Raw genomic sequence first — 23,308 nt, forward strand, 5'->3', positions numbered from 1 at the left:
ATAATTAAATTATAAAATGCCTACTTGAAATAGCATAACGTATATCCAAGCGACGCTGAGCATGCCTATCATTGCTAATAAACTTATAGGTCTTTTCTCTTTATGAACATCTTTTTCATTTACTTCTTTTTCTCTTTGTTGCTGGATTTTTATACGTTTATATTCTAACTGCTCTTTTTTAGATTTCTTTTTAACTTTTTGTATGAGATTAACATATCTTTTAACTACTTCTTGTACTTCTCCATATGCAACCATTTCACCGTAATGAATCCATATTGCTTTTTTACACATTTTCTTAATTTGACCTGCAGAATGTGATACAAAAAAGATTGTTTTACCTTGTTCTTGTAATTCATGCATTTTTTCAATACACTTATTAGAAAATGTTTCATCACCTACTGATAATGCTTCATCGACAATCAAAATATCAGGATCAGTATGAATCGCTATTGCAAAGCCAAGTCTTGATTTCATACCGCTAGAATATGACTTTAAAGGTTGATAAATAAAATCATCTAATTCACTAAACTGAACGATATCATCAAATTTTTCATTGATTTCTTTTTGAGACATACCATGCATCAAACATTTATAATGTATATTCTCTTCACCTGTGAAATCGGGATTCAAACCTGCACCTATAGCAATTAAAGATGGCTTACCATTTGTATAAACTGTGCCTGATGAAGGTTCGATAACCCCACCCAATATATTTGATAAAGTTGATTTTCCTGAACCATTTAACCCTATTATTCCAACTGATGTACCTTCTTCAACTTCAAACGAAATATCATGAAGAGCATAATATGGTTTTGATTTATAACTTAATCCAAACGTAAATAATGATAATAATTTATCTTTTCTACTAACATTTAAATCATATACTTTAGATACATTTTCACATTTGATTTTATATGTTTGTGTCATGCGTCTCACCTTTTCTTAAAAAAGCAATTAATTTTTCAATATTGTCTTCCCATATTAAGTGTTCATCCCTATATTTTTTCGCATTTTCTGATTTTTGAATTAATGATTTTTCATTACGCTTTAATGATTCTATTTCATTAACAATTGTATTAACGGAACATTGTTTTCTCGCAAATCCTAAATTATATTTTTGAATAATCGCTTCTGTAGGACCGCTAATATTAGATATAGGCGGTGTCCCCACACCGATTGAATCTATAATTTTACCTGGCATAACGTTCATAAAAACTTCAGATGATTCTAATATAGAAAGTGAAACATGATGTTTTGCTATTTCTTTTAAACACTCACTTCTACCTAAAGGTTTCTGTAATTGAATGTATGGTAATTCACGGACTGCATCTCTAAATTTAGTAGCTTGTACACCATACACGATTGCTGTTAAACTAATTTTCTTTTCATTTAACTTTTTGCAAATCTCTATTAACTGGTTTATATCTTGAGCATATCCAATATTTCCAGTATATATAACACTGAAATCACGATACTTTTCTTCTGTTTTCAATTCAGTTTTCGATAAACCATTAGGTAAATAAAATATAGGTATTTTTGTTTTTAATTTTGACTGAATATGAGATCTAAATGCTTCATTATTTATAACAATTTTGTCTGCTTCATTATACATTTTTCTTTCTAGATACTTAAGTAATGGCATAAATAGACTAATATTAACGTGTTTTAATCCATTTACACTATCTGGCCATAAGTCACGAATTTCCAGAACATAAGTTGGATGTTTACTTTTTTTGAAAAATAAAGTAGCCCAAGCTAAAAATATATTAGGACTTGATACATAGACATAGTCATAATCTTTATCATGCATTTTCAAGTAAATTCGAAGACGCATATATTGTTCAATATAATAAACCAATCTCATAATAAAGTTGCTATTTTGTTTATTACCGTGCATTTTCATTCTTATAATTTTACTATGTTCTAGTTCATTTAAATCTTCATCTGTAAAATATGAACTATCTTGAAACAAATCTCTATTTGGATATGTTGGTTCAGTTGTTAACATCGTCGGATCTGCGCCTTTAGTTTTAAAAGCTTTAAACATCATTCTCATTCTATTTGCAGCAGAACCAAGTTCAGGATAAAAATTTTGTGAAATCATAAGTAATTTCTTTGTCATTTCAAAAACACCCTATAAGTAGTCTAGTAATCTTCGTTTAAATCTTGAGTGAACAAGTGAACCAATTAATATTAATAATATTGTAATTAACCAGAAATAAATATGGTCATGCCATTGACCATATATTGAAACATTACCATGTACAAAGGCTGTTCTGTACACACCTACTAAATATGCGAAAGGATTTAAGCTCGCAATTCTTTGTAAAATACCATGTGCTTCTTCCATAGCCCAAAATATTGGTGTCATAAAGAATAGCATTCTTATAATATTTTGTAATAAGTTTTTAGTATCTCGTATAATAATAACTAAAGTACTCATTATTAATGAAATACCAAAAATAATCGCAAATGATGCAACGATAAAATATATAAACCAGAAATAATGCCACCATGGTACATAACCATTTATAACAGAAATAACAAATAATATAGACGAAGTAATCATCAGATTAATCATATTATTTGTTAAAGCTATAGAGATAAATATTGAAGATGGGAACTTCATTTTGGATAATAGACCAACATTACCTTGTATGGCAGCTGCTCCAGTATTAATTCCTTGGGATATAAACAGCCAAGGGAACAAACCTGAAATTAAATGCACTAAAAAGGGAACACCTACAACTTGAGCACTTGCATCCCCTCTTAAACCTAACCCAAATACAAGATAATATACAGCTACTTGAAGCATAGGCTGTAATATATTCCAAAATACACCAAGATAATGATTAGCGTATTGACTCTTCATATTATATATCGCTAGTTTAAATATCTTGGGTAAATTATAGATTTGTTCTTTAAATATCTCTGCAACAATTTTCATGCTTAACGACCTACTTGATTGTTATATTTTTAATAGTTCTATCAATCATTTATTAAAAATGTAAAAACTATTGTATTTCTTTTTTTAAATTTTCTACATAATTGATTAAATCATTATCTTCTGGTCTCTTATATTGATCGTATAAAGCATAAATATCTAAAAATCGCTTTATAGCTTCTGTTCTTTCTTCAGGTTTTACTTTTTCTAATCGTGGTAAATACCACCCTTTAACGTAAAAATTAAATCTATTTTCTAAATAAGAATTCATTAAATCATGTTTTTCATAAAATGGTATTCTTTCAATTTCTAACGCATAATATTTTTCGAATAACTTTTTTGATACTGAATTTGTAACGGACCCTGTTACAGCAGCATAATACATATGAATAACATCTTTAACTGCTTTTACTTTATTTGAATGTATCATCAATTCTTGGAAGAATAATGTATCTTGACCTGCAGCGCCTTCAATCATTTTAATATTATTATCTTTAATGATATCAGCTTTTATAATAAGAGCCTGTATACTTTGTGCTCTTAAACCACATTTTTTCATATATTTTTTAGGTTCGTTAATTAATAATTTACCATCATTATATTTTGTTACAGTACCAGCATAGTTAAAAATAGCTCGACGTTTATTGTCTTCTTTTATAATATTTCCTATTACCATATCAACGTCTTTATTATTTTCGATTTCTTCTAATAATTTAGCATATCCGTCACCCGTCGCTTCATTGTCTGGGTCAAGATAAGTAATGTATTTTGTAGAAGCTAATTCTGCACCTTTATTTCGTGGTCTAGAGGCACTTCCAGAACCATCCTCGTATGCATGATAAACAATCTCTGGGAATCGACGTCTTAATCTATCAATTATCGCAATTGTTTCTTTATCAGTACTTCCATCATTTACAAAAATAATCTCCATATTATTAAATATAGAAGAACGTCTTAAACTTCTCATACATTTATCTTCTAAATATGTACCATTATTATGAATTGGTACAATCACGCTTAATTTTTTCTGTTGATTATTTTGACCGTATAAAGAAGGCTTATAAATTTCTGACTGATCAAGGTTGTATCCATTATTTGTTTCTTTTACTTCTAAATTTGAATCTATAACATCTCTATGATACATTGTTAAATATTTATTTTGTACTTTTTCTATATATTGGTGTGGTTCAGATTGTTCATCTTTAGTAACAAAATCTACATCAACATATTTAAAAGCTGAAATTAAATCTTCTAAATAATACTCTTCATATTGTATTGAATCATTCATAAAGGTTATAAAGTCATACTTTTCTTGTTCAGCTATAGATTCATTTTGCTCAATTACATCAAAATTAACATTGAGTTGTCTTCTCAAAATTTCTTCCATCTCTGGTGTTTTTTTATCAACAACTACTAAGATTAACATTTCTTTTTGAGATGGTTTCTTATCGATATAGCTAAAGATTTCATCTAACCGGTGATAAGTTGTATGATTACGCATCACACTTCTAATACTTTTAGCTTGCATATCATTTAATTCATAATTTTTATAGCCATTCATAATAGTAGCAACGTCTGATTCATGATTTACCATGAATATATTCGGAAATTGGTTATTCACACCTACTGAGTAATTAGATAATATTAAATTACCAAATGCTTGCAATTCAAAAATTCGATTAGCAAACATTGTTTCTGAATATTTAACTGAGTTTACGTTTATAGCCCACCTATATATTTTATGTATCTTCATCAATTCTTCATGATCAATGGGCATTGTTAAAAATGGTATATACTTCGATGGGAACTGATAACGTTCTCTTCTTAAAGGTAAATTACGATCTATAATTGTTAAGTCATTATCATTTTTAATCAATTCATCAAACATTCTAGCTGATTCTTGATTTCTAACTGGATACTTTTTAGTCCAGCTACCGGCAAATATAACATCATTATTATACTTTTGATTATCCTCTTTTCGAGTATCAATAGGGTTATGATAATGAGGATTAACACCAAATTGTAAGACATGAACATTTTCATTGTTACAATAAGCTTTATAATCCTCTACGACTTCAGCTGCTGATGTTAAAATGACATCACATTCTGTTGCGATATCTTTATACAGATGGAAGTTAACAGGGTCTTCTTTAGAATAAAATACTACAGGAATATCCATGCTTTTAGTTTTTCGTATACCTTCCATTAACAGTTGTCTTTTCTCACCATTAACAGAAGCTAAACCCGTCCAGCTATCGTCTATTCCTTTCCAAGTAGTTGCTACAATTAAGACATCCATATCTTGATTTAAACCTTTAAATTCACTATTTATATAGACGATATTACCAATATCTTTAAATGAATTATATAAAAATTCATCTGCTACTAAACCTACGTTATACTCAGACTTTTTAAATATTCTAGATTTATTAGAAGAGATAGATTGAGATAAAAATTGTTTATGGTTTTCAAGAAAATCTAATTTTGATTCCACTGCTACTCTTTTATAATAATTTTGATGATTTGTATTATCTTTTACTTTCTTTAGTTTATATATTGCATGCATATAATCATTTTCAACAATTTCTAATACTTCTTTTAATTGTTGTGTTTTGCTTTTATCATCAAAGTTTGTAAGTTCGTTTTTAGTGGTTTGAATTGGAAGGTTTTCTTTTTTTGTCGATTTATTTATGTTCATCTCGATCTCCTCCTATTTCTCCAAGTCCAGTATTTCGTTTGGATTTTACCTAATTTTGAATTTCTTAAGTTATGGTAAAATTGCTCATATCTACCCATATCTCCAGAGCTATTTGTGTGTTTATATTTTTGTAAAGCAATATTTTCTTTTATAAGTTTAGTTATAGCAACCTTTGATTCATTACGCTCATCTTCGATTCTAGTAATAATATCAAGATTTTCTAATTCTTTTTCTGTATATGATTCATATGAGTAATTTTCCAAATGGTTAAATAACGTTATATCCTCAAAATCTGATATGCTAATCCAATATTTCTTTTTTTTAATTATGATTCGTGCTGACTGGGCTCTTGTAAAAACTAAATCAACTTTTACATTTTCACAATTAATACTTTCGGAGAGTATATCTAACGTTATAGACTTGTTTAACGAACTATCTTGATAAAATGTTGTTGATTGTTTAATTGCTGTATTAGTATTACATACAATTGATCGATCAATATCTTTTGCATAAACAAAACCTGCAAACAATCCTTTATTAAACAACGCTTCTACTACTTCTCCTTCATATATATATAGTGCTCTAGATGAAAAGTTTTTCTCATTAAACAATAAATTATAATCGACTTTAAACCCTAATTCTCTATTTATTTGTGGTGCGTTAAAGTTAGATAAATCTACTCTAACTGTATCGAACGGTTTAGAAATCAATTTGATAGAATCTTTTAACTTAGTCCAACCTATCAAATTTGTACCTTGAGCAATTAAACCATATAAGTCGTTACCAATATGTTTTATTGAAATGACTTTTAATACTTTGTGTAAATATTGAGTTACTAAACCTACTGATATTTCGATATTATCAGCATCATAAACTTCTTGATTCTCTTTCTCTTTTAAAATTATTTGAAAACTTAATCCAGCATTAATATATGGATTATTTTTATCAATCATAATAGACCCCTCATTTTTTACTTATTGAATGAATATATATTTTCTTTACCAAAAGTATATAAATTACCGTAATTATAATATTGAGTATTATTAAAATCATTTTTAACGATATTTTTAGTATCAAATATAATTTTATCTCTCATACCTTCGAATTCATTATCTGTTAATGTTTTAAATTCAGAGTGATCGCTTAATATTAATACTAATGAAGCATCTTTCACTGCTTTTTGTACATCTTTTTCAACAAATGCCAACTCAACGTGAGGGTCATATGCTTCTATTTCTAAATCTGTTTCTTTTCTTAATTCATTGTATATATCAAACGCCGGAGATTCTCGTACATCATCTACATCTCCTTTATAAGTTAAACCAAATACAACAATTTTATTTCCATTTACTTCGTTCAATATTTTTTTAGATTCTTCTATAACGTATTGAGGCATTGAGCGATTAATCTTTCTACCTTCTTGAATTAAAGTAGTAGTTTCTGGGTCTTTCGCAATAATAAAGTAAGGATCCACCGCTAAACAATGACCGCCCACGCCTGGCCCTGGTAAATGAATATTTACTCTTGGATGTTTGTTAGCCATTTTGATAACTTCTAGTACGTTAATATCTAAGTTGTTACATACCATAGCGAGTTCATTTGCTAAAGCTATATTTAAGTCACGGTACGTATTTTCCATCAATTTACTCATTTCAGCAGTTTTAGCATTCGTTTCAATCATTTCTCCTTGAACAAATGTTCCATAAACTTTTTTACCTGCTTCAACACACTCAGGTGTCATACCACCTATTATTCTATTATTATGTACTAGTTCATGTAGTATTTTTCCAGGCAATACACGTTCTGGACAGTGTACTAAATATATATCTTTACCTATTGTAAAACCTTGACTTTCAAGGTACGGTTTCACATGATCGTCAGTTGTTCTAGGTGCTATTGTTGACTCGACTATTAAAGTATTACCTTTTTCTAAATAAGGTACGATTGATTTAACAGCGCTCATGACAAGCGTAATATCACAAGATTCATATTCGTCATTATTATTAGGTGTCGGTACTGCGATTATGAATGTATCTGCTCTTTCTGGTTCTAAACTTGCTTTAAATTTATCTTTTGCAAGAACTTCTTCATATGCTTCTTGTAAACCTGGTTCTTCAATATGAATTTGTCCGTTATTTAATTTATCTACTGCTTCTTTATTGATATCTACACCAACTACATCTACACCATGCTTTGCAAACATAATTGAAGTTGGTAAACCAATATATCCAAGACCTATAGTTGTTAATTTCATATTATAACCATCCTTTAATAATAAATTGTTAAGCTATTACTTTTGTAATGTTAAATACATTGTAACGATTATAAAAGCAATAAACAGTCGATTAACAGATACTTAAGGAAGGGTTTACAGTCTTTTATCAAACTTTACAATTGCTAAACAATATAAAGTAAATAAATCACGAATATAAATAAAAAAGACTAGGAAAGTTAAGTCTCAGTCTTTTTTAAATATTTTTCTATATCTTCTTGAATTATCGGACCAAATGTTTTTGAATAAGTATTCGTCATGTGGCCTTTATCCATGTATACGACGACATTACCGATTACAGGTACGAATTGTCCATTTTTCTTAAAGTGTTTTGTATAATCTACATATTCTGTGTTTTTAGGTTTTTCTTTTAATTGATCCCATTTTGATGTTTTCGGCAATCTATTTTTTGCATTCATTTTTTTGATTGTTTCTTTTTCACCGACCTTTTCTAATGTTTCAGGTACATTAAATTCATATCTGGGATTATCTCTTATTGCTAAAATAGGCTTCTTAGTATCAGTTATGTTATTAAATTGTTCAATTTGTAATGGATCTACTTTACCATTTATATCTGAACTGACATCTGCAGTTGTTACAACTAAGTCGATATCTTGTTTCTCAATTTCTTTTATTAAATTCTTATTCCATTCTGTACAGTCTTTATCAGCATCATTTGTTGTAAGTACACATCCTGATTTAGTCATATTTAATACTCGATAATTTTTTTCTTTTGCTGCTTGTTGTAATGCGCCTAGCCAATGTTCAGCATGTGAACTTCCGACTAATGCGATTGTTTTATCATAATTTTCTTTTTCTCCATATTCTCCAACGAGTACTTTGGATTTACCAATTGCTTGATGCACTTTATCTTTAGATGAATCAGGTGTTTCATCTCGAATATCTGAAAAGTTTGGTATATGTTCACTTTCGTTGTTACCTTGCATTTTTTTATCTATGGCCATAGCTCCTGGATAAGTCTTACTTAATGCTTCTTTTTCTTTATCAAATGGAGAGTTTAAAATGATTACGTATAACGCTGCTAATACACATATATTTACCGCTAAACCTACTCCCATTTTTTTGAATGATTTTTTATCATTTTGATTTGTTCTAATAGGTTTTTCAATATAGCGTGTCATTAAATATGACAACAGCCATGATAGTAGAATAATGCATATTCCTATAAAAACCCCTGGTCGATTATCATTATGATATTGATAAAACGATAAAATAACCCAATGCCATAAATATAAACCAAATGATAAACCACCAATTTTAACCATTGCTGGTGAACCTAAAAATCTTTTTACACCGAATTTAGTTTCGTGATTTCCTGAAACTAATATGAATACGGCACATAACATTGGCCATAAAGCGATATAACCAGGAAACATTGTAGATACGTCAAATAATATTCCTGTTAATATAAGTCCAAATAGACCGACCCAACCGATTATACTCGCGATATATCTATTCACTTTAATTTTGGATAAATTAATTGCTAACAAACCACCTAAAGAAAATTCCCATACTCGTGTAAAAGTATGAAAATATGCCCACGGTTGGTTTACATGGGTTAAATAAATTGAATATATGAGAGATGTTACAAATATAGTCCCTAAAAATAAATTCATGATATTAATAATATTTAAGTTTTTCTTCTTTTTATATAACAAAAATATTGCGCTAAATAAAATAAACCAAATAATATAAAATTGACCTTGTATTGACATGGCCCAAAAATGTTCAACGGGTGTTTTCATCTGATCTTTATCTAAATAATCTGTACTAGATAAAGCGAGTTGCCAATTTTGATAATAAAATAAAGAAGCGAATATTTCTTTAATTGTTTTTCCTAAAATAGATTGTGGTAAAAAGAAAAAACTCAGAATTGCTGTAACACATATCACAGTTAATACCGAAGGGAATAAGCGCTTTATTAAACCTTTAATATAGGGTGAAAATTTAAATTCACCTTCTTTATTGTATCTTGAAATAATAGAGGTTGTGATTAGAAACCCTGAAACAACAAAGAAAACATCTACGCCTCCGGACACTTTGCCAAACCATATATGATATATGGCAACGAGTAGAGCTGCAACTACTCTTAAACCTTCTATTTCTGGCCTGAATTTACGTTCTATGACAATCGGGTTATTAACCATATTCAAAACTCCTTAAAATATTATACAAAGGTAAGTATATCTTTAAGAAAATTGAATATAAAGGTTAATATATAAAATTTACAATATCTTAATACTAAATTAAAAATAGAACAAAATAAAAATATTTTTTCCTAACAAATATCAACAAAGCAATAAAAAAGTCCGAGACATTATTCATGTGCCGGACTTTTTTTATTATTTAATATCTAATGATTTAATAAATTCTTTAACATCTTCTGACATTTCATCGTTGTTTAATGCAAATTGAATTGTTGTTTTTACAAATCCAAGTTTCTCTCCAACATCATGACGTTCCCCTTCAAAATCATAAGCAAAAACTTGATCATCTTGGTTTAATCTTTCAATAGCATCAGTCAATTGGACTTCTCCACCTGCTCCTATTTCTTGATTTTCTAAGTAATCAAAAATATCGGGTGTTAATACATATCTACCCATTATAGCTAAGTTAGATGGTGCTGTCCCTTCAGCTGGCTTTTCAACAAACTTCTTTACTTCATACAATCTGTCTTTCGTTAAAATCGGGTCTACAATACCGTAACGGTGTGTATCTTTATAATCTACTTCTTGTACACCAATGACTGATTTACCTGTTTTATTGTATTGTGTTATAAGTTGTTCGATTGCTGGTACTTCTGACTCAACAATATCATCACCTAATAGTACAGCAAATGGTTCCCCGCCTACAAATTGTTTAGCAGACCATATAGCATGACCTAATCCTTTTTGTTCTTTCTGTCTTACATAGAACATATTAGCTAAATTTGTAGCATGTTGAACTTTATGTAATAATTCATGTTTATCTTTTTCTTTCAGGTTAAGTTCTAGTTCTAACTGATTATCGAAGTGATCTTCAATCGCTCTTTTATGTTTACCAGTCACAATAATGATATCCTCTATACCTGCTCTTACCGCTTCTTCAACGATATATTGAATTGTTGGCTTATCTAATATTGGCAACATTTCCTTTGGCATTGCTTTTGTTGCTGGTAGAAATCTCGTTCCTAAACCTGCTGCTGGAATTATAGCTTTTTTAACCTTCTTAACCATAGTCATTCTCCTTTAACATCAATCAATAACTATTTTATCTCTTTTATATCTTTTATAAATTGTGTATATATAATATTTTCGTCAAACTCTTTTACTTTTTGCTCAGCATGATTGATTATATTTTGTATATTTGAATCTTCATAATTTTGCATAATATGAGTTAAACGATTGCTAAAACTTATTATATCATTTTTATCTATTAAATAGCCATTCACTTCATTATCTATAAGAAATTCTGGACCATAACAATCGTGAAATCCTATTACTACACTTTGTTGTAACATCGCTTCTAATATAACTAACCCGAACCCTTCTACTCTCGAAGGCACTGCAGTAATTTTACTTGTAGATAATACTTTAGATAATTCATTAGTTGTTTCTTTAATCTCTACAATATCTTCAATATTATATTCATTAATTTGTTTCAAGTATTGATTTTTTTCTTGACCTGATCCATATAAATGTAATTTATAATCCAAGTCTCTCATTGTTTGTTGTATATTGTTGATACTTTCAATTAATAAATCGAAGCCCTTTTCATGTTCAAAACGTCCTGCCGCTACAATCAGATTTTCTTTTGGCATACTGTATTTATGTTCTTTTAATATATTAGGAACAATAATAACAGGTGTATGTTTCAACTCTTGTTGATAATCCAATTGATCCTCACTCGTAAGCGTCGTGACAATATCTAAGTTTTCATATCCTTGAATTAAATCATCTTGATATGCTTCTTCATGAGCATGCAAATACATATGTTCCATACCTACTTTAAGAATGTTACGAGGGGCAAATTCTGCAACAAGTAAATTATAACTTGCCCTTGTACCTATAAGAATATCTGTATCAACACGTTTTATAGCTTTTATTAATTTCTTTTCAATATAACTTGAAAACTGATAAAATCCAGGTTCATATTTATTAATAACTTTTGGTCTTATAAATGATGTATATTTATTAATTCTATTCATTACTACATTTTGTATACCTTTAATTGACCTCTTATATTCTATTACAGGTATAATTTCAATTTGTTTATTTAAATTAAAGTATGGATTTGAAGCTGCTTTAAAAACAGAAATAATCTTAACTTTATGCCCTTTTTCACTTAGTACATTTGCTAAATTCGATATTGATTTAGTTGTACCGCCCATATGATAAATATTATGCACGATAAATGTAAAAGACTTCATGTCATCACCTATTTTTATTCATATGTTTATCAATTATACTTTGTATTGTTTCATATGAATGATTATTTTTATTAATATATTTGCTATTTACTTTAATATAATGTTGATTTGATATTGCTTCAAACATTTTATTAGATTCAAAATATTGATTTTGATTAACTGTATTAAATACTTCTTCATATAAGCCACGATGATATTTATACGATTCAAAGTCAGGTGTATATAAGTATACTTTCTTATCAATCGTCAATGCATCAAATATAATCGAAGAATAATCACTTATTAACATATCAGCAACAAGTATTAATTGCTGCGTTTCATAATCTAATGGATCAATATAATTTGTTTTTTTTATATTTTTATCTTCTATATGACATTTATAAATAATATTATAATAATCAGTAATTTCTTTTGGAAACTCCAATAAATATTGCTCTTCTTTATTATCTCTCCATGTAGGCACATATAATATCGTTTGTTTATAATTATTTAATTGTAAGTCTTCTTTTATTTGACTAATCAATTGGTTATCCTCATTATGCCCTATCAAAAATTGATTTCTTGGATATCCACTGCTTATTATTTTAGTTTCTTGCATAGGAAAAGCAGTACTGAATACTGAATTAATCTCTTTAGTATCAGTAATGAAATAGTTATGTTTAATCAACTTATTATATTTACGTGCTCTATAATTATATATTTTTTTATTTTGATGAAGTTCATTACTATCTAAAAATAGCTTTTTAATTGGCGTACCATGCCACAATTGTATGATAGTGCCATTTGGTTTTAAACCGTCAGGTATATAGCTTTCTAGTACTAATACTTGTGCTTGTTCAATTAAGTTTTGAGTTTCAGAATGTTGGGGAGAAACAAAACTTTCACCTTGCTGTTCATCTGTAATGAAATATACAGTAAAGTTCGTATGATTTTTTATATATTCAAATAAATATTTAGAATTTCCTCTGTAGCCATAGTCAAATCCTAAAAATACAATGTAAGGTTTAATAGCATCTTTATTTTTATGATATATATTAACTGCATTTTTCTGTTTCATTAATGATTGATGATGCATCTTCAAATAGATTTTATTAGGTAATTTGAAATACGAACGGTACATTACCTTATCTATCATTCTAGCATTATTAGGTAAAGTTGTATTCTTCCTATTAAATTGCGCCTTTTGATTGTTAAGTAATAACCATTTATTTAAATAAAAATAATTAACGTAATCATCATCTTCATAATTATTTAAATCTAAATAATTATTTGAAGATTTCTCATCAAAGTCGAAAATGACATGACCATTGATGAATATATTTTCTAATTCAACAACAGCTTTAACACATATATCAAGAAGGCTCGCCCACTCATGACGGTCAAGCAACCATTTCAAATCTTCTACTTTAAAAATAATATTCGGATATAGAACATTATTACTAAACCACTTATTCGCAGTTATTTTTTCATCTCCAAAATAACGACAATCATTTATGTAATAACCATTCACGGTAAAATCTACAACAGCAGAATAATTATCTAAATTTAAAGTTTCTAGAACATCTTTATTAATTTTAGTAGTATTTTCTTTTAATATGACATGTGAAATATCAGAAGAAAGTTTATTAATTATTTCTATGATTTTTTCATCATTGTTCAATTCAATTATTTTAATCATATTACACCTCAACCTATTTCATACTTTTAATAAAATTGACTTACTCTTAACATTTAAACACTAACTAATGAAATAATACCTTTAATTAGATGCGAGTACAAACAGGTTATACGATACACATAATAAAAAGCAGAAAAAATTCAATCAATACGAATTTTTTCTGCTTTTATTTTTAAAATAATTTTTCTACAATTCGTTTTGCTGCATTACCTTTTTCAAATGAACAGAATTTGTCGTAGAATTTATCATATTTTTCTTGATAGCTTTTATTTATTGTTTCAATGTTTTTAATAGAATCAATTAAAGTTTCATTGTCTTTTAGCAATGGTCCGGGTGCTTCATCTTCAAAATTCATATAGAATCCTCTTAAATTATCTTTATAATGATCTAAGTCATAAGTGAAAAATAGTAATGGCTTTCTTGTATTCGCAAAGTCAAACATTACTGATGAGTAATCAGTAATACATATATCACTGATTAAATATAAATCGCTAATTTCTTCGTAATCAGCAACATTATAAATAAAGTCTTCTAATGATTTATCTATAATTATTTTATTGCTAATTATGATATGAGGTCTTAGCAATAACACGTACTCGTCACCTAGTCGTTCTTTCATTTGATGTAAATCTAATTTTAAATTGATGAGATGTTTTTTAGCAGCAGAAACTTCATCATCTCTAAATGTTGGTGCATACAATATCACTTTTTTATCTTTTGGTATAGATAATTTTCGTTTAATTGTCTTTCTCTGTTCTTCTATTAATTTTTCATCTTGGTAGAATATATCATTTCTCGGATAACCCACTTCTAACATTTCTTTATTAAATCTAAATGCTGATTTAAAGCATTCTGTAGCATATGGACTTGGAGAAACTAAATAATCCCATTTAGAAACTGACTCATTAATACGATCAATATAACCTTCGTCTCTACCTTTAAACTCGTCTACATCGTTTAACATCTTCTTAAGTGGAGTACCATGCCACGTTTGAATAAATACAGTTTGTTTTTTCTTTTTAATGTAATAAGGGAAGTTTTGATTGTTTATCCAATATTTCGCAATCGATAAGTATCTATAATAGTCTGGGCTTAACCTTTTAACTGTAATGACATTTTCATCGTCAAATGGATAAATTTTATTTGTTACCCATACAATTTTGTATCCTTTGTCTAATTGCTTAATTTGATCATAAATCATTTTCGGACTATCCGTAACTTGTTTTCCTAAATTACTTTCAATTACGATTAGCTTTTCATCAATTTTTGCAAACTTCACTAAAAACTTATTCATATATGACATTGCATCAAAATATCGTTTGTTTTTTCTAAATCTCATAAATATATGTTGTGATAATATATCATATTTAAGTATATCTTTTATTTTATTTTTACGCTTAAAATCTTTTGCTGCTTGGTAAATTCTCTTAGAGTTATCAGTATCTTTATGTTCAATAAAATTATTGGCTTTTTTAATAATAGATGCTTCATTTATGAAATTATTATCAATATATTCTTTTGTCGCTATTATTACATCTTCTGCATCATCATATATTCTACCGGGTAATTCTTCATCTAAATCAAGATGCGATGGTAAATTACCTATAAATCTATCCCTATCAAATTGATAGTAAATAACTGGTCTTTCTAAAAAGCTAAAATCAAATGCTACACTAGAGTAATCCGTAATCATTAATTTACTTTCTTTAATTAATAATTGTACATCTACTTCACCTTGTCTAATAACCTTAATGTAATCAGGTATATTAAATAAATCAACAAATGCTTGCATATTTGGATGTAAACAGAAAATTATATCTATATTTTGTTTGTTTGCTATCTGTTCCCATTCGGGATTGTTTAATAAATCATTATAGTATTGTAGATAATCTGATTCTAATAAACTATTGATGTTAATTATCCAATCTCTCCATGTCGGTATAATGAGTATTTGATTCTTTTGAGTTACATTATCCTTAAACAATTCATCAAATCTAGATAAGCCTGTTGATTTAATTTGGTAGTCATCGAATAATAAATCTCTATTTACAATTTGTTTCTCTCTTGGTGAACTTGTTATAAACATATCGACATTAAAGTCTTTTAACTGTTTACCATTAATCTGAGTTAAGTTTTTAGTACCTAGCACACCATGTTGCAGGAATATACGTTTGGCTCTGATTTTTTTGATATAATTTGCTTCGTGACTTGGGAACAACAACTCTGTATGATGAGTACTGCATATTATGTCAGCTTTAACCATTAATTCAAAATGCTCTTTTGATTTAAAGTATATGACGTTACCAAATGGTTCTACATTCTTTCTTTCTTCGGAATCTTTATCTATCACGTAATAAACTTCTTCATTTGGATGTTGTGTTCTCATATATTTAAAGAAATGATAACCATTATCTTGAGCTTTATAAGACTTTTCACCAACGATCCATATTTTATTTTTGTTAAATGCATTTTTTATTAAAGTTGGATAATCGTGCATTAATTTTTTATATGCATTGTAATCTTCGATATCATATTCATTTATTCTAAATGATAAGTTTCTACCTTTCATTGTAAAGTAAGGTACTGCTGTTTTAATCTTATCATTTTGTTCTATTGATATTTCGCCTTTAGATAATCTCTCCACGAGTATTCTAGGGTTACCTAATTTAACATTAATAGCGTCTCTAAATTCTTGAATTTTAATTTCTAAAAATAAATCTATTATATCTTCAGCATCAAAATCGTTAAGTAAAAATTGTTTTAAGTTGTTAATAATATCTACTTCAAAATCATAACTTATTGAATTTAAAGATTTATAGACATTAAATACCGTTGTATTTAATGGAACTTCTATTACGTTTTCGCTTAATCTTGATGTGATTAATAATTTAGCGTCTTCTAAAGATGAATTCTGAAGTGAAAACTTCCCTTTTATAAATGCATGACTATTGTTTATTGTTATTTTATCTATATGTCTTCTTGCAAAATAAGTCGAAATTGGTATTTGTGTTTTTTTAGTAAATTGCAATACGCCATTTTTTGTTAAGTATGGTGTTAAAGTAGCCTCTTCATTAACAACTGATTCAAAGTTATAAATCTCATAATCATATTTTTTTACGTTTACTTTTTGAATAGATTGAGTAATACCATCTGTTTTTTCAAGTAAGAAAAAGATTGTTTCTCTATCGTATTTATCAAACACATTAAGAATTTCAAATAAGTTGATGACGAACTTGTTTTTTACTTCTGTTTGCTCAAAACTAACCTCATCAAACTCATTTTTTACATATACATTTTTAATATTATCTATTGTTTGATCAAATTCTAATGTTAAAAGTTCTCCTACTTGATATATGTTTAAAGTCTTCATATCAATGTAACTCCTTTTTTGTTTGTAGAGAAGCAATGATTTCATTACCAACTCTATTAGTTGCTTCACCATCATCTAAATAATTATATTTTTTATTAAAATTAATATATTTATTATCTAATGGAAGTGTTTCGTAATATTTATTTTCAATATATTTTATTAAGGCTTCGCTTTCTGTAAAAATCGGACCTGGTAACCCTTCTTCATACGGTGTATAAAATCCTCTAATATCATTTGCATACTCATCTTTGTCATATGCAAAAAATAAAATAGGACGTTTTAAATTAGCATAATCAAAATATACCGAAGAATAGTCTGTAATCAGTATATCACTCATTAAAAATAACTCGTTTATATCATTTGCATTTGATAAATCATAAATGTTGCTGTAATTATCTAATTCTAAATTTTTAGAAACCAAATAATGTGCACGTATAATTAATATATATTCATCAGCAAGTTTCGATTTAAAATCTTCCAAATCTAATTTTAAATTCAAATTATACTGACCTTTTTCTTCTCTATCATTATCTCTCCATGTAGGCGCATATAATATAACTTTTTTACCAGAAGGAATATTATGTTTTTTCTTCAATTCATTTATATAATTTTTATGATTGAAATTGATTAAGTCATCATTACGTGGGTAACCTAATGTTAAGATTTGGTCATCTTTCAGCTTGAAAGCTGATTTAAATCTACTTGTAGCAATTTCACTAGGTGATATTAAATAATCCCAACCCTCAGTTTCTTTCGTGAACCCATATAAATATTCTTCTAAAGTAACGTCTGGTATCGAGATAACAGTTTGATCATTTGCTAATTTCTTTAATGGTGTACCATGCCAAGTTTGAATATAAATTTGATTAGATTTCTTTTCTATTTGCGGAGATAATCTAATGTTAGATATCCATATTTTAGCTTTATTATACAATTTAAAATATTCTTTTGTATTTTTGTTTACCGTTTGAATATTTAACTTATTTAATTCATTTTTTAATTTCTCATCGTCCACTACTACTACATGTTCATATCCTTTTAATTGGCTAGATAAATATTGATAGAGTTTTTTGGGAGAATCGGAGAATGCTTTTCCACTAAATGATTCATAAATAATTATGTTTTCTATTTTCTGTGGAATGATCATTGCAGAATAATAATTCGATTTCAAAGAACTCAATAATTTCCTGATACGTGAGAATAAATAAGAAAAATAAAATTTTCCTTGGCTCATAAATTTGATTTCTAAATACTTAAAGAAACTTTTCTTTGAAGTTTGATATTCCATCTTATTTATTAATCGTATAAATTGGTCTTTATTGTTAAGTATAAAATCATATTTATAAGGAAAAAGAGGATTCAGCACTTTGTCTAAATACGTATTTAATTTAATCTTACCGTCTTGATTTATTTCATTTTTATTATAAAATATTATCGTTTCTTTAAACGATTCCTCGGTCATTAAAAAAAGTTTCTTATTCATACATACTCCTCTTATTTTAGTTTCAACTGAATTTAATATCCATTTATATAATACACTAATAATAAACACTATAAAACTAAGGACGCGTGTAAAAATATGATTTATTCAAATAGTGATTATATCATTTTAAATATTAACATCATTTTTACTAAGTATACAAATTGTTTACATATATTTATTTATGTATTAAGCTTTAATATATATTAAATGAGGTGAAAATATGCGTAGAGTTATCACATATGGTACATATGATTTGTTACATTATGGTCACATTGAACTTTTGAGAAGAGCAAAGCAATATGGTGATTATTTAATTGTTGCTCTATCTACTGATGAGTTTAATAAAATAAAAAGCAAAAAATCTTACTATAATTTCGAACAAAGAAAAATGATGCTTGAATCCATTAGATATGTTGACTTAGTTATCCCTGAGAACAATTGGGAACAAAAAGTTGATGATGTAAAAACTTTCAAAGTGGATACTTTCTTAATGGGTCATGATTGGGAAGGCAAATTTGACTTCTTAAAAGACCAATGCGAAGTTATTTATTTAAAAAGAACAGAAGGTATTTCAACTACTCAAATTAAAAAAGAATTATATGGCAACGAATAGGACACATTATGTGTTCTATTTTTAAAATGAATATTGTAAAATATTAGAAGTAATGTATTTATAAGTAAAATAGGAGTAACAAATGAAAAATATACTATTAATATTAATGAGTTTAATCATTGTAGCTTTAATTGTTTATATATCATTGAACATCAAATGTTCAAAAGTTGAGGAGCAACAATCAAAACCTATCGCTTCAACCCAAAAGAAAAAAAGTGAAACAAAAGATAAAAATAGCGCTACTAATAAAGAAACTTACAAACGAAAAGATGATGATCCAGTATATAAAGATGTCGATGCATACCTAAAATCAATAAACTTTAATGGAAATGTCACAATATATAGAAAAGATAATACAATGTTTTCAAAAGCATATGGTCAAAAAATCATAGAACATAATATACCTAATGATGAAAATTCAATGTATCTTATTGGTTCTGCAAACAAATTTTTAACTGGAATAATGCTAAGACAATTAGAAGATGAGGGTAAGATTAATATAAATGATAATGTTAATAAATATATACCTAACTTCCAGAATTACTATGCAATTACAGTTAGAGATTTAATGTTTCATCAAAGTGGTTTAGCTAAATTCTCACCTAATTCAAATAGTTTTGGTTTAGACAGTGCAATTGAAAGCATTAAACAAAAAGGTGTTTTACCAGAGAAATATCATCAATATAATTATAATGATGTCAATTACATAACAATTGCGAAAATAATAGAAGTTGCTACAAATAAATCCTTCGAACAGAATTTAAAAGAAAGAATTATTAATAAAGCAGATTTACACTTTACTTCAAGGTATGATGATTTGGAACATGAAAAATATTTGGTGCGCGGCTATAAATCCCGGCCTACTCAAAATATTCATACACCTACATATAATTTAGACAAATATGACGGCGCCGGTAACGTATATATGTCCACAAATGACATGACAAAGTTAATACACGCCTTTAGAACAAATCAATTATTAAATAAATCAACTACCAAAAGTTTATTATCAGAAGATGGTAAAAATACTTATCCCAAACCTTTTAGGTATGGTTTTTATAAATACAAACATCATCAAAGAGTAAGAGGTATCTTTTTTGCTAATGATATAGTAGCTTATGCAAATAATAATTATATTATTACGTTAGCTTGTAATAAGCTTGATCAGCCTTACGATGGTAATACTGAAAAAGCATTAGAACATATTTTCACTAATATATTGAACCAGCCAATATAATCATTTATAAAAAACAGCAAAATTCTATAAAAGAATTTTGCTGTTTTTTTATAAATATTTAACATACTCTATTTTTTTACTACTTTTTTAATTTCATCACCTAAAATTGGTCCAAACGTTTCAGAATAAGTGTTCGTCATGTGGTCCATATCTCTGTATACTACAATATTACCTATTATCGGTCGGTATTTACCATTAACTTTAAAATATTCTGAAGGGTCAAATTGTGGTAAATCTTTCTCTTCGTTAGATATCTTTTCCCAGAATGCCTCATCTAATTGTCTATTTCCTTTATTCATTCTCTCTATCGTATCTTTTTCACCATGTTTTTCTAATTCTTCAGATACATTAAAATCATATCTAGGAATATCTCTTATAGCCATTACTTCAATGCCATAGTTGTTTTTAACTTTAAGCAGTTGATCTACCATCTGCTGTTGAATTTTTTCGCTTTCTGTATCCGAAGCTGTAATATGGCTTAAAACTAAATCAATATCATCAGCTTTTTCTAGATAATTTTCGACATTTTTCACCCAATCATCTTGCAATGTATTCTTTTTATATCCAGTTGAGAACCTTGTTCCAGACCTTGTAATATTTATGACTCTGTAGTCATTCTCTTCAGCTGCCTTTATAACAGCACCTAACCAATGCTCTGAATGTGAGCTTCCAACTAATGCAATAGTTGCTTTATAATCTTTTTGCTTACCATATTTACCTACTTTAACTTCAGATTTGCTCATACTTTGGTTACTATTATCCAAATGAGATTGTGGTAAATCATCAAAGACATTAGCAAATTCAGGTTTGGGTTTGTTTTCTTTAATTTTATCTTTGTCTAAATTGATTGATAAAGCTCCTGGATAGTCTTTATTTGCAACTGCTTTCTTATCTTGTATTTTCACGTATTGATTGTATGATACTAACCCAGTAATTAATAAGATATTAATAAGCGAAATAAACCCTATACGTTTAAAAGCAAGTTTATTAAATTTTGTGTTCCTAATAGGTGTTTCAATATATTTTGTCGTTACAACACTTACAGCTATTGATAATAATATGATGAGCAAACCAGCTACAATTTCAGGATTTAGAAGTTTTATTGTTAAATTATCCATCTTTAAATGTTTTTATTATCTTTTAAAGAAATATTTTTATTTAAAAAGCATTAATCATGTAGTATAGTCTATATATAATAAATATGAAAGTATTATATATAGGAGGTAAAAGATGAAAATCAGAATTTTAATTCCTTGTTTTAATGAGGAAACGATTTTAGATTAAAGTTATCAGCATATTACTGATATTTTAGACAATGATTCTCGAAAAAACAATTATGAATATAACTTATTATTTATAAATGATGGTAGTAGTGATAGAACTATTGAACTAATAAAAAAACAAGCTGAGAAAGACAAAAGAGTTGACTATATTTCATTAAGTAAGAACTTTGGTAAAGAATCAGCAATGTTTGCTGGTTTAACACATAGTCAAACTTATGATGCTGTTATAATAATTGATTGCGATCTACAACACCCTCCTGAACTTATTCCAGTTATGATAGAAAAGTTTAAACAAGGTACTAATCAAGTTATTGCAAAGAGAGATCGTAAAGGAGAAAAATTCATTCGTAAGCTTTATACTAAATTTTATTATAAATTTATAAATAAACTTGTTGATGTACCAATCATTGATGGTATTGGGGATTTCAGACTCTTAAGTAATAGAGTAGTACGTTCCATAGCCATGATAAATGAATCTCAAAGATTTTCTAAGGGAATATTCTCATGGGTAGGCTATTCTCAAGAAATTATAAATTATAAAAATCAAGAGCGTGTAGGAGGAACATCTAAGTGGTCCTTTTTTAAATTATTAGATTATGGAGTAGATGGTATTATTTCATTTAATAATAAACCATTAAGGCTATTATTATATTTTGGCTTTTTGACATGTTTGTTTAGTATAATTTACATTTTATATAATTTTATCAACATTCTTGTTAATGGAATAGACTTGCCAGGTTATTTTACAACTATTTTTGCTGTTTTATTTTTAGGCGGCGTTCAACTTATTTCTATTGGTATAATTGGTGAATATGTAGGTAGAATATATTATGAAGTTAAAGCTAGACCCCACTATTTAATAGAAGATACTAATGTTAATAGTAACAAAGAAACAAAGGAAGGTTACAATGCTAAATAAAATAAGTTATATCGAAGTCATTAAATTTATAATTGTAGGCGTTATCAATACTTTAAATTACTATATTATATATATTTTTTTATTAGATATTTTAACCGTTCATTATTTACTAAGCCATATAAGTGCTTTTATTGTTAGTTTTATACTTTCATATTTCTTGAATTGTTATTTTGTTTATAAAGTTACACCTACTTTAAAAAAGTTCATTAAATTTCCTTTAACTCAAGTTATAAATATGGGGATGCAAACTATTTTACTATTTATATTTGTTCAAATACTAAAACTTAATGCAGATTTTGCACCATTTATAGGATTACTAATAACAATACCTATAACTTTTTTGTTGTCAAAAAGAATTTTAAAAGATTAAACAACACCATAT

Annotated in this window: 16 protein-coding genes and 1 pseudogene; 4 read left to right on the plus strand and 13 right to left on the minus strand. The window is 27.6% G+C overall.

Annotated features, from left to right (window positions below; translation table 11 throughout):
* Nucleotides 1-9: 9 nt before the first annotated feature.
* The 12 genes from ACNMOQ_RS09745 to ACNMOQ_RS09800 form a co-directional block, all read right to left on the minus strand.
* On the minus strand, nt 10-927 hold the full coding sequence (locus tag ACNMOQ_RS09745) for an ABC transporter ATP-binding protein (RefSeq protein WP_064205021.1): 918 nt from the start codon (nt 925-927) through the stop codon (nt 10-12).
* Nucleotides 911-2,122, minus strand: a complete 1,212-nt coding sequence (locus tag ACNMOQ_RS09750) for a glycosyltransferase family 4 protein (protein ID WP_416349775.1) — start codon at nt 2,120-2,122, stop codon at nt 911-913. Before ACNMOQ_RS09750 ends, ACNMOQ_RS09745 begins: the two co-directional genes overlap by 17 nt.
* A gap of 12 nt (nt 2,123-2,134) precedes the next feature.
* Nucleotides 2,135-2,947 carry an ABC transporter permease gene (locus ACNMOQ_RS09755; RefSeq protein WP_016999646.1) on the minus strand — a complete coding sequence of 271 codons (813 nt, stop codon included), beginning with the start codon at nt 2,945-2,947 and terminating at the stop codon, nt 2,135-2,137.
* A gap of 67 nt (nt 2,948-3,014) precedes the next feature.
* Nucleotides 3,015-5,642 carry a glycosyltransferase gene (locus ACNMOQ_RS09760; RefSeq protein ID WP_416349776.1) on the minus strand — a complete coding sequence of 876 codons (2,628 nt, stop codon included), beginning with the start codon at nt 5,640-5,642 and terminating at the stop codon, nt 3,015-3,017.
* Complete coding sequence (locus tag ACNMOQ_RS09765; protein ID WP_416349777.1) at nt 5,639-6,595, minus strand: hypothetical protein; 957 nt, start codon at nt 6,593-6,595, stop codon at nt 5,639-5,641. The genes ACNMOQ_RS09760 and ACNMOQ_RS09765 overlap by 4 nt, the downstream gene beginning before the upstream one ends.
* Before the next feature lie 17 nt (nt 6,596-6,612).
* Entirely contained in the window at nt 6,613-7,896 is a 1,284-nt protein-coding gene (locus ACNMOQ_RS09770; RefSeq protein WP_416349778.1) for a nucleotide sugar dehydrogenase, read from the minus strand.
* A gap of 197 nt (nt 7,897-8,093) precedes the next feature.
* Nucleotides 8,094-10,082, minus strand: a complete 1,989-nt coding sequence (locus ACNMOQ_RS09775; RefSeq protein ID WP_416349779.1) for an acyltransferase family protein — start codon at nt 10,080-10,082, stop codon at nt 8,094-8,096.
* A gap of 195 nt (nt 10,083-10,277) precedes the next feature.
* A complete protein-coding gene (gene galU / locus ACNMOQ_RS09780) occupies nt 10,278-11,150 on the minus strand; it encodes a UTP--glucose-1-phosphate uridylyltransferase GalU (RefSeq protein WP_064205015.1) in 873 nt (290 codons plus the stop codon).
* Between the two features lie 29 nt (nt 11,151-11,179).
* Nucleotides 11,180-12,343, minus strand: a complete 1,164-nt coding sequence (locus ACNMOQ_RS09785) for a glycosyltransferase (RefSeq protein ID WP_070045549.1) — start codon at nt 12,341-12,343, stop codon at nt 11,180-11,182.
* Nucleotides 12,344-12,347: 4 nt separating this feature from the next.
* Complete coding sequence (locus ACNMOQ_RS09790; protein WP_416349780.1) at nt 12,348-14,021, minus strand: CDP-glycerol glycerophosphotransferase family protein; 1,674 nt, start codon at nt 14,019-14,021, stop codon at nt 12,348-12,350.
* Between the two features lie 172 nt (nt 14,022-14,193).
* Nucleotides 14,194-17,391: a CDP-glycerol glycerophosphotransferase family protein gene (locus ACNMOQ_RS09795; protein ID WP_416349781.1), complete on the minus strand. Its 3,198-nt coding sequence runs from the start codon at nt 17,389-17,391 to the stop codon at nt 14,194-14,196.
* 1 nt (nt 17,392) lies between these two features.
* Nucleotides 17,393-18,874 carry a CDP-glycerol glycerophosphotransferase family protein gene (locus ACNMOQ_RS09800; RefSeq protein ID WP_416349782.1) on the minus strand — a complete coding sequence of 494 codons (1,482 nt, stop codon included), beginning with the start codon at nt 18,872-18,874 and terminating at the stop codon, nt 17,393-17,395.
* Between the two features lie 220 nt (nt 18,875-19,094).
* Between ACNMOQ_RS09800 and tagD the strand changes: the two genes are divergently transcribed.
* Nucleotides 19,095-19,487, plus strand: a complete 393-nt coding sequence (gene tagD / locus ACNMOQ_RS09805; protein ID WP_416349783.1) for a glycerol-3-phosphate cytidylyltransferase — start codon at nt 19,095-19,097, stop codon at nt 19,485-19,487.
* 82 nt (nt 19,488-19,569) lie between these two features.
* Nucleotides 19,570-20,724: a serine hydrolase domain-containing protein gene (locus ACNMOQ_RS09810; protein ID WP_416349784.1), complete on the plus strand. Its 1,155-nt coding sequence runs from the start codon at nt 19,570-19,572 to the stop codon at nt 20,722-20,724.
* A gap of 68 nt (nt 20,725-20,792) precedes the next feature.
* Here ACNMOQ_RS09810 and ACNMOQ_RS09815 read toward each other — a convergent pair whose 3' ends face one another.
* Entirely contained in the window at nt 20,793-21,842 is a 1,050-nt protein-coding gene (locus ACNMOQ_RS09815) for an SGNH hydrolase domain-containing protein (protein ID WP_416349785.1), read from the minus strand.
* A 112-nt stretch (nt 21,843-21,954) separates the two neighbouring features.
* Between ACNMOQ_RS09815 and ACNMOQ_RS09820 the strand changes: the two are divergent.
* Nucleotides 21,955-22,926 (plus strand): annotated as a pseudogene (locus tag ACNMOQ_RS09820) (glycosyltransferase family 2 protein).
* On the plus strand, nt 22,916-23,296 hold the full coding sequence (locus ACNMOQ_RS09825) for a GtrA family protein (protein ID WP_147641249.1): 381 nt from the start codon (nt 22,916-22,918) through the stop codon (nt 23,294-23,296). The pseudogene ACNMOQ_RS09820 and the gene ACNMOQ_RS09825 overlap by 11 nt, the downstream one beginning before the upstream one ends.
* Nucleotides 23,297-23,308: the final 12 nt, after the last annotated feature.

Origin of the sequence: Mammaliicoccus lentus (genome assembly GCF_947036595.1) — a bacterium.
Classification (GTDB): Bacteria; Bacillota; Bacilli; order Staphylococcales; family Staphylococcaceae; genus Mammaliicoccus; species Mammaliicoccus lentus.

Excerpts from the sequence above, each read along its gene's own strand:
- ACNMOQ_RS09745 (WP_064205021.1), bottom strand. The coding sequence starts at position 927 with ATGACACAAACATATAAAATCAAATGTGAAAATGTATCTAAAGTATAT.
- ACNMOQ_RS09750 (WP_416349775.1), bottom strand. The coding sequence starts at position 2,122 with ATGACAAAGAAATTACTTATGATTTCACAAAATTTTTATCCTGAACTT.
- ACNMOQ_RS09755 (WP_016999646.1), bottom strand. The coding sequence starts at position 2,947 with ATGAAAATTGTTGCAGAGATATTTAAAGAACAAATCTATAATTTACCC.
- ACNMOQ_RS09760 (WP_416349776.1), bottom strand. The coding sequence starts at position 5,642 with ATGAACATAAATAAATCGACAAAAAAAGAAAACCTTCCAATTCAAACC.
- ACNMOQ_RS09765 (WP_416349777.1), bottom strand. The coding sequence starts at position 6,595 with ATGATTGATAAAAATAATCCATATATTAATGCTGGATTAAGTTTTCAA.
- ACNMOQ_RS09770 (WP_416349778.1), bottom strand. The coding sequence starts at position 7,896 with ATGAAATTAACAACTATAGGTCTTGGATATATTGGTTTACCAACTTCA.
- ACNMOQ_RS09775 (WP_416349779.1), bottom strand. The coding sequence starts at position 10,082 with ATGGTTAATAACCCGATTGTCATAGAACGTAAATTCAGGCCAGAAATA.
- galU (WP_064205015.1), bottom strand. The coding sequence starts at position 11,150 with ATGGTTAAGAAGGTTAAAAAAGCTATAATTCCAGCAGCAGGTTTAGGA.
- ACNMOQ_RS09785 (WP_070045549.1), bottom strand. The coding sequence starts at position 12,343 with ATGAAGTCTTTTACATTTATCGTGCATAATATTTATCATATGGGCGGT.
- ACNMOQ_RS09790 (WP_416349780.1), bottom strand. The coding sequence starts at position 14,021 with ATGATTAAAATAATTGAATTGAACAATGATGAAAAAATCATAGAAATA.
- ACNMOQ_RS09795 (WP_416349781.1), bottom strand. The coding sequence starts at position 17,391 with ATGAAGACTTTAAACATATATCAAGTAGGAGAACTTTTAACATTAGAA.
- ACNMOQ_RS09800 (WP_416349782.1), bottom strand. The coding sequence starts at position 18,874 with ATGAATAAGAAACTTTTTTTAATGACCGAGGAATCGTTTAAAGAAACG.
- tagD (WP_416349783.1), top strand. The coding sequence starts at position 19,095 with ATGCGTAGAGTTATCACATATGGTACATATGATTTGTTACATTATGGT.
- ACNMOQ_RS09810 (WP_416349784.1), top strand. The coding sequence starts at position 19,570 with ATGAAAAATATACTATTAATATTAATGAGTTTAATCATTGTAGCTTTA.
- ACNMOQ_RS09815 (WP_416349785.1), bottom strand. The coding sequence starts at position 21,842 with ATGGATAATTTAACAATAAAACTTCTAAATCCTGAAATTGTAGCTGGT.
- ACNMOQ_RS09825 (WP_147641249.1), top strand. The coding sequence starts at position 22,916 with ATGCTAAATAAAATAAGTTATATCGAAGTCATTAAATTTATAATTGTA.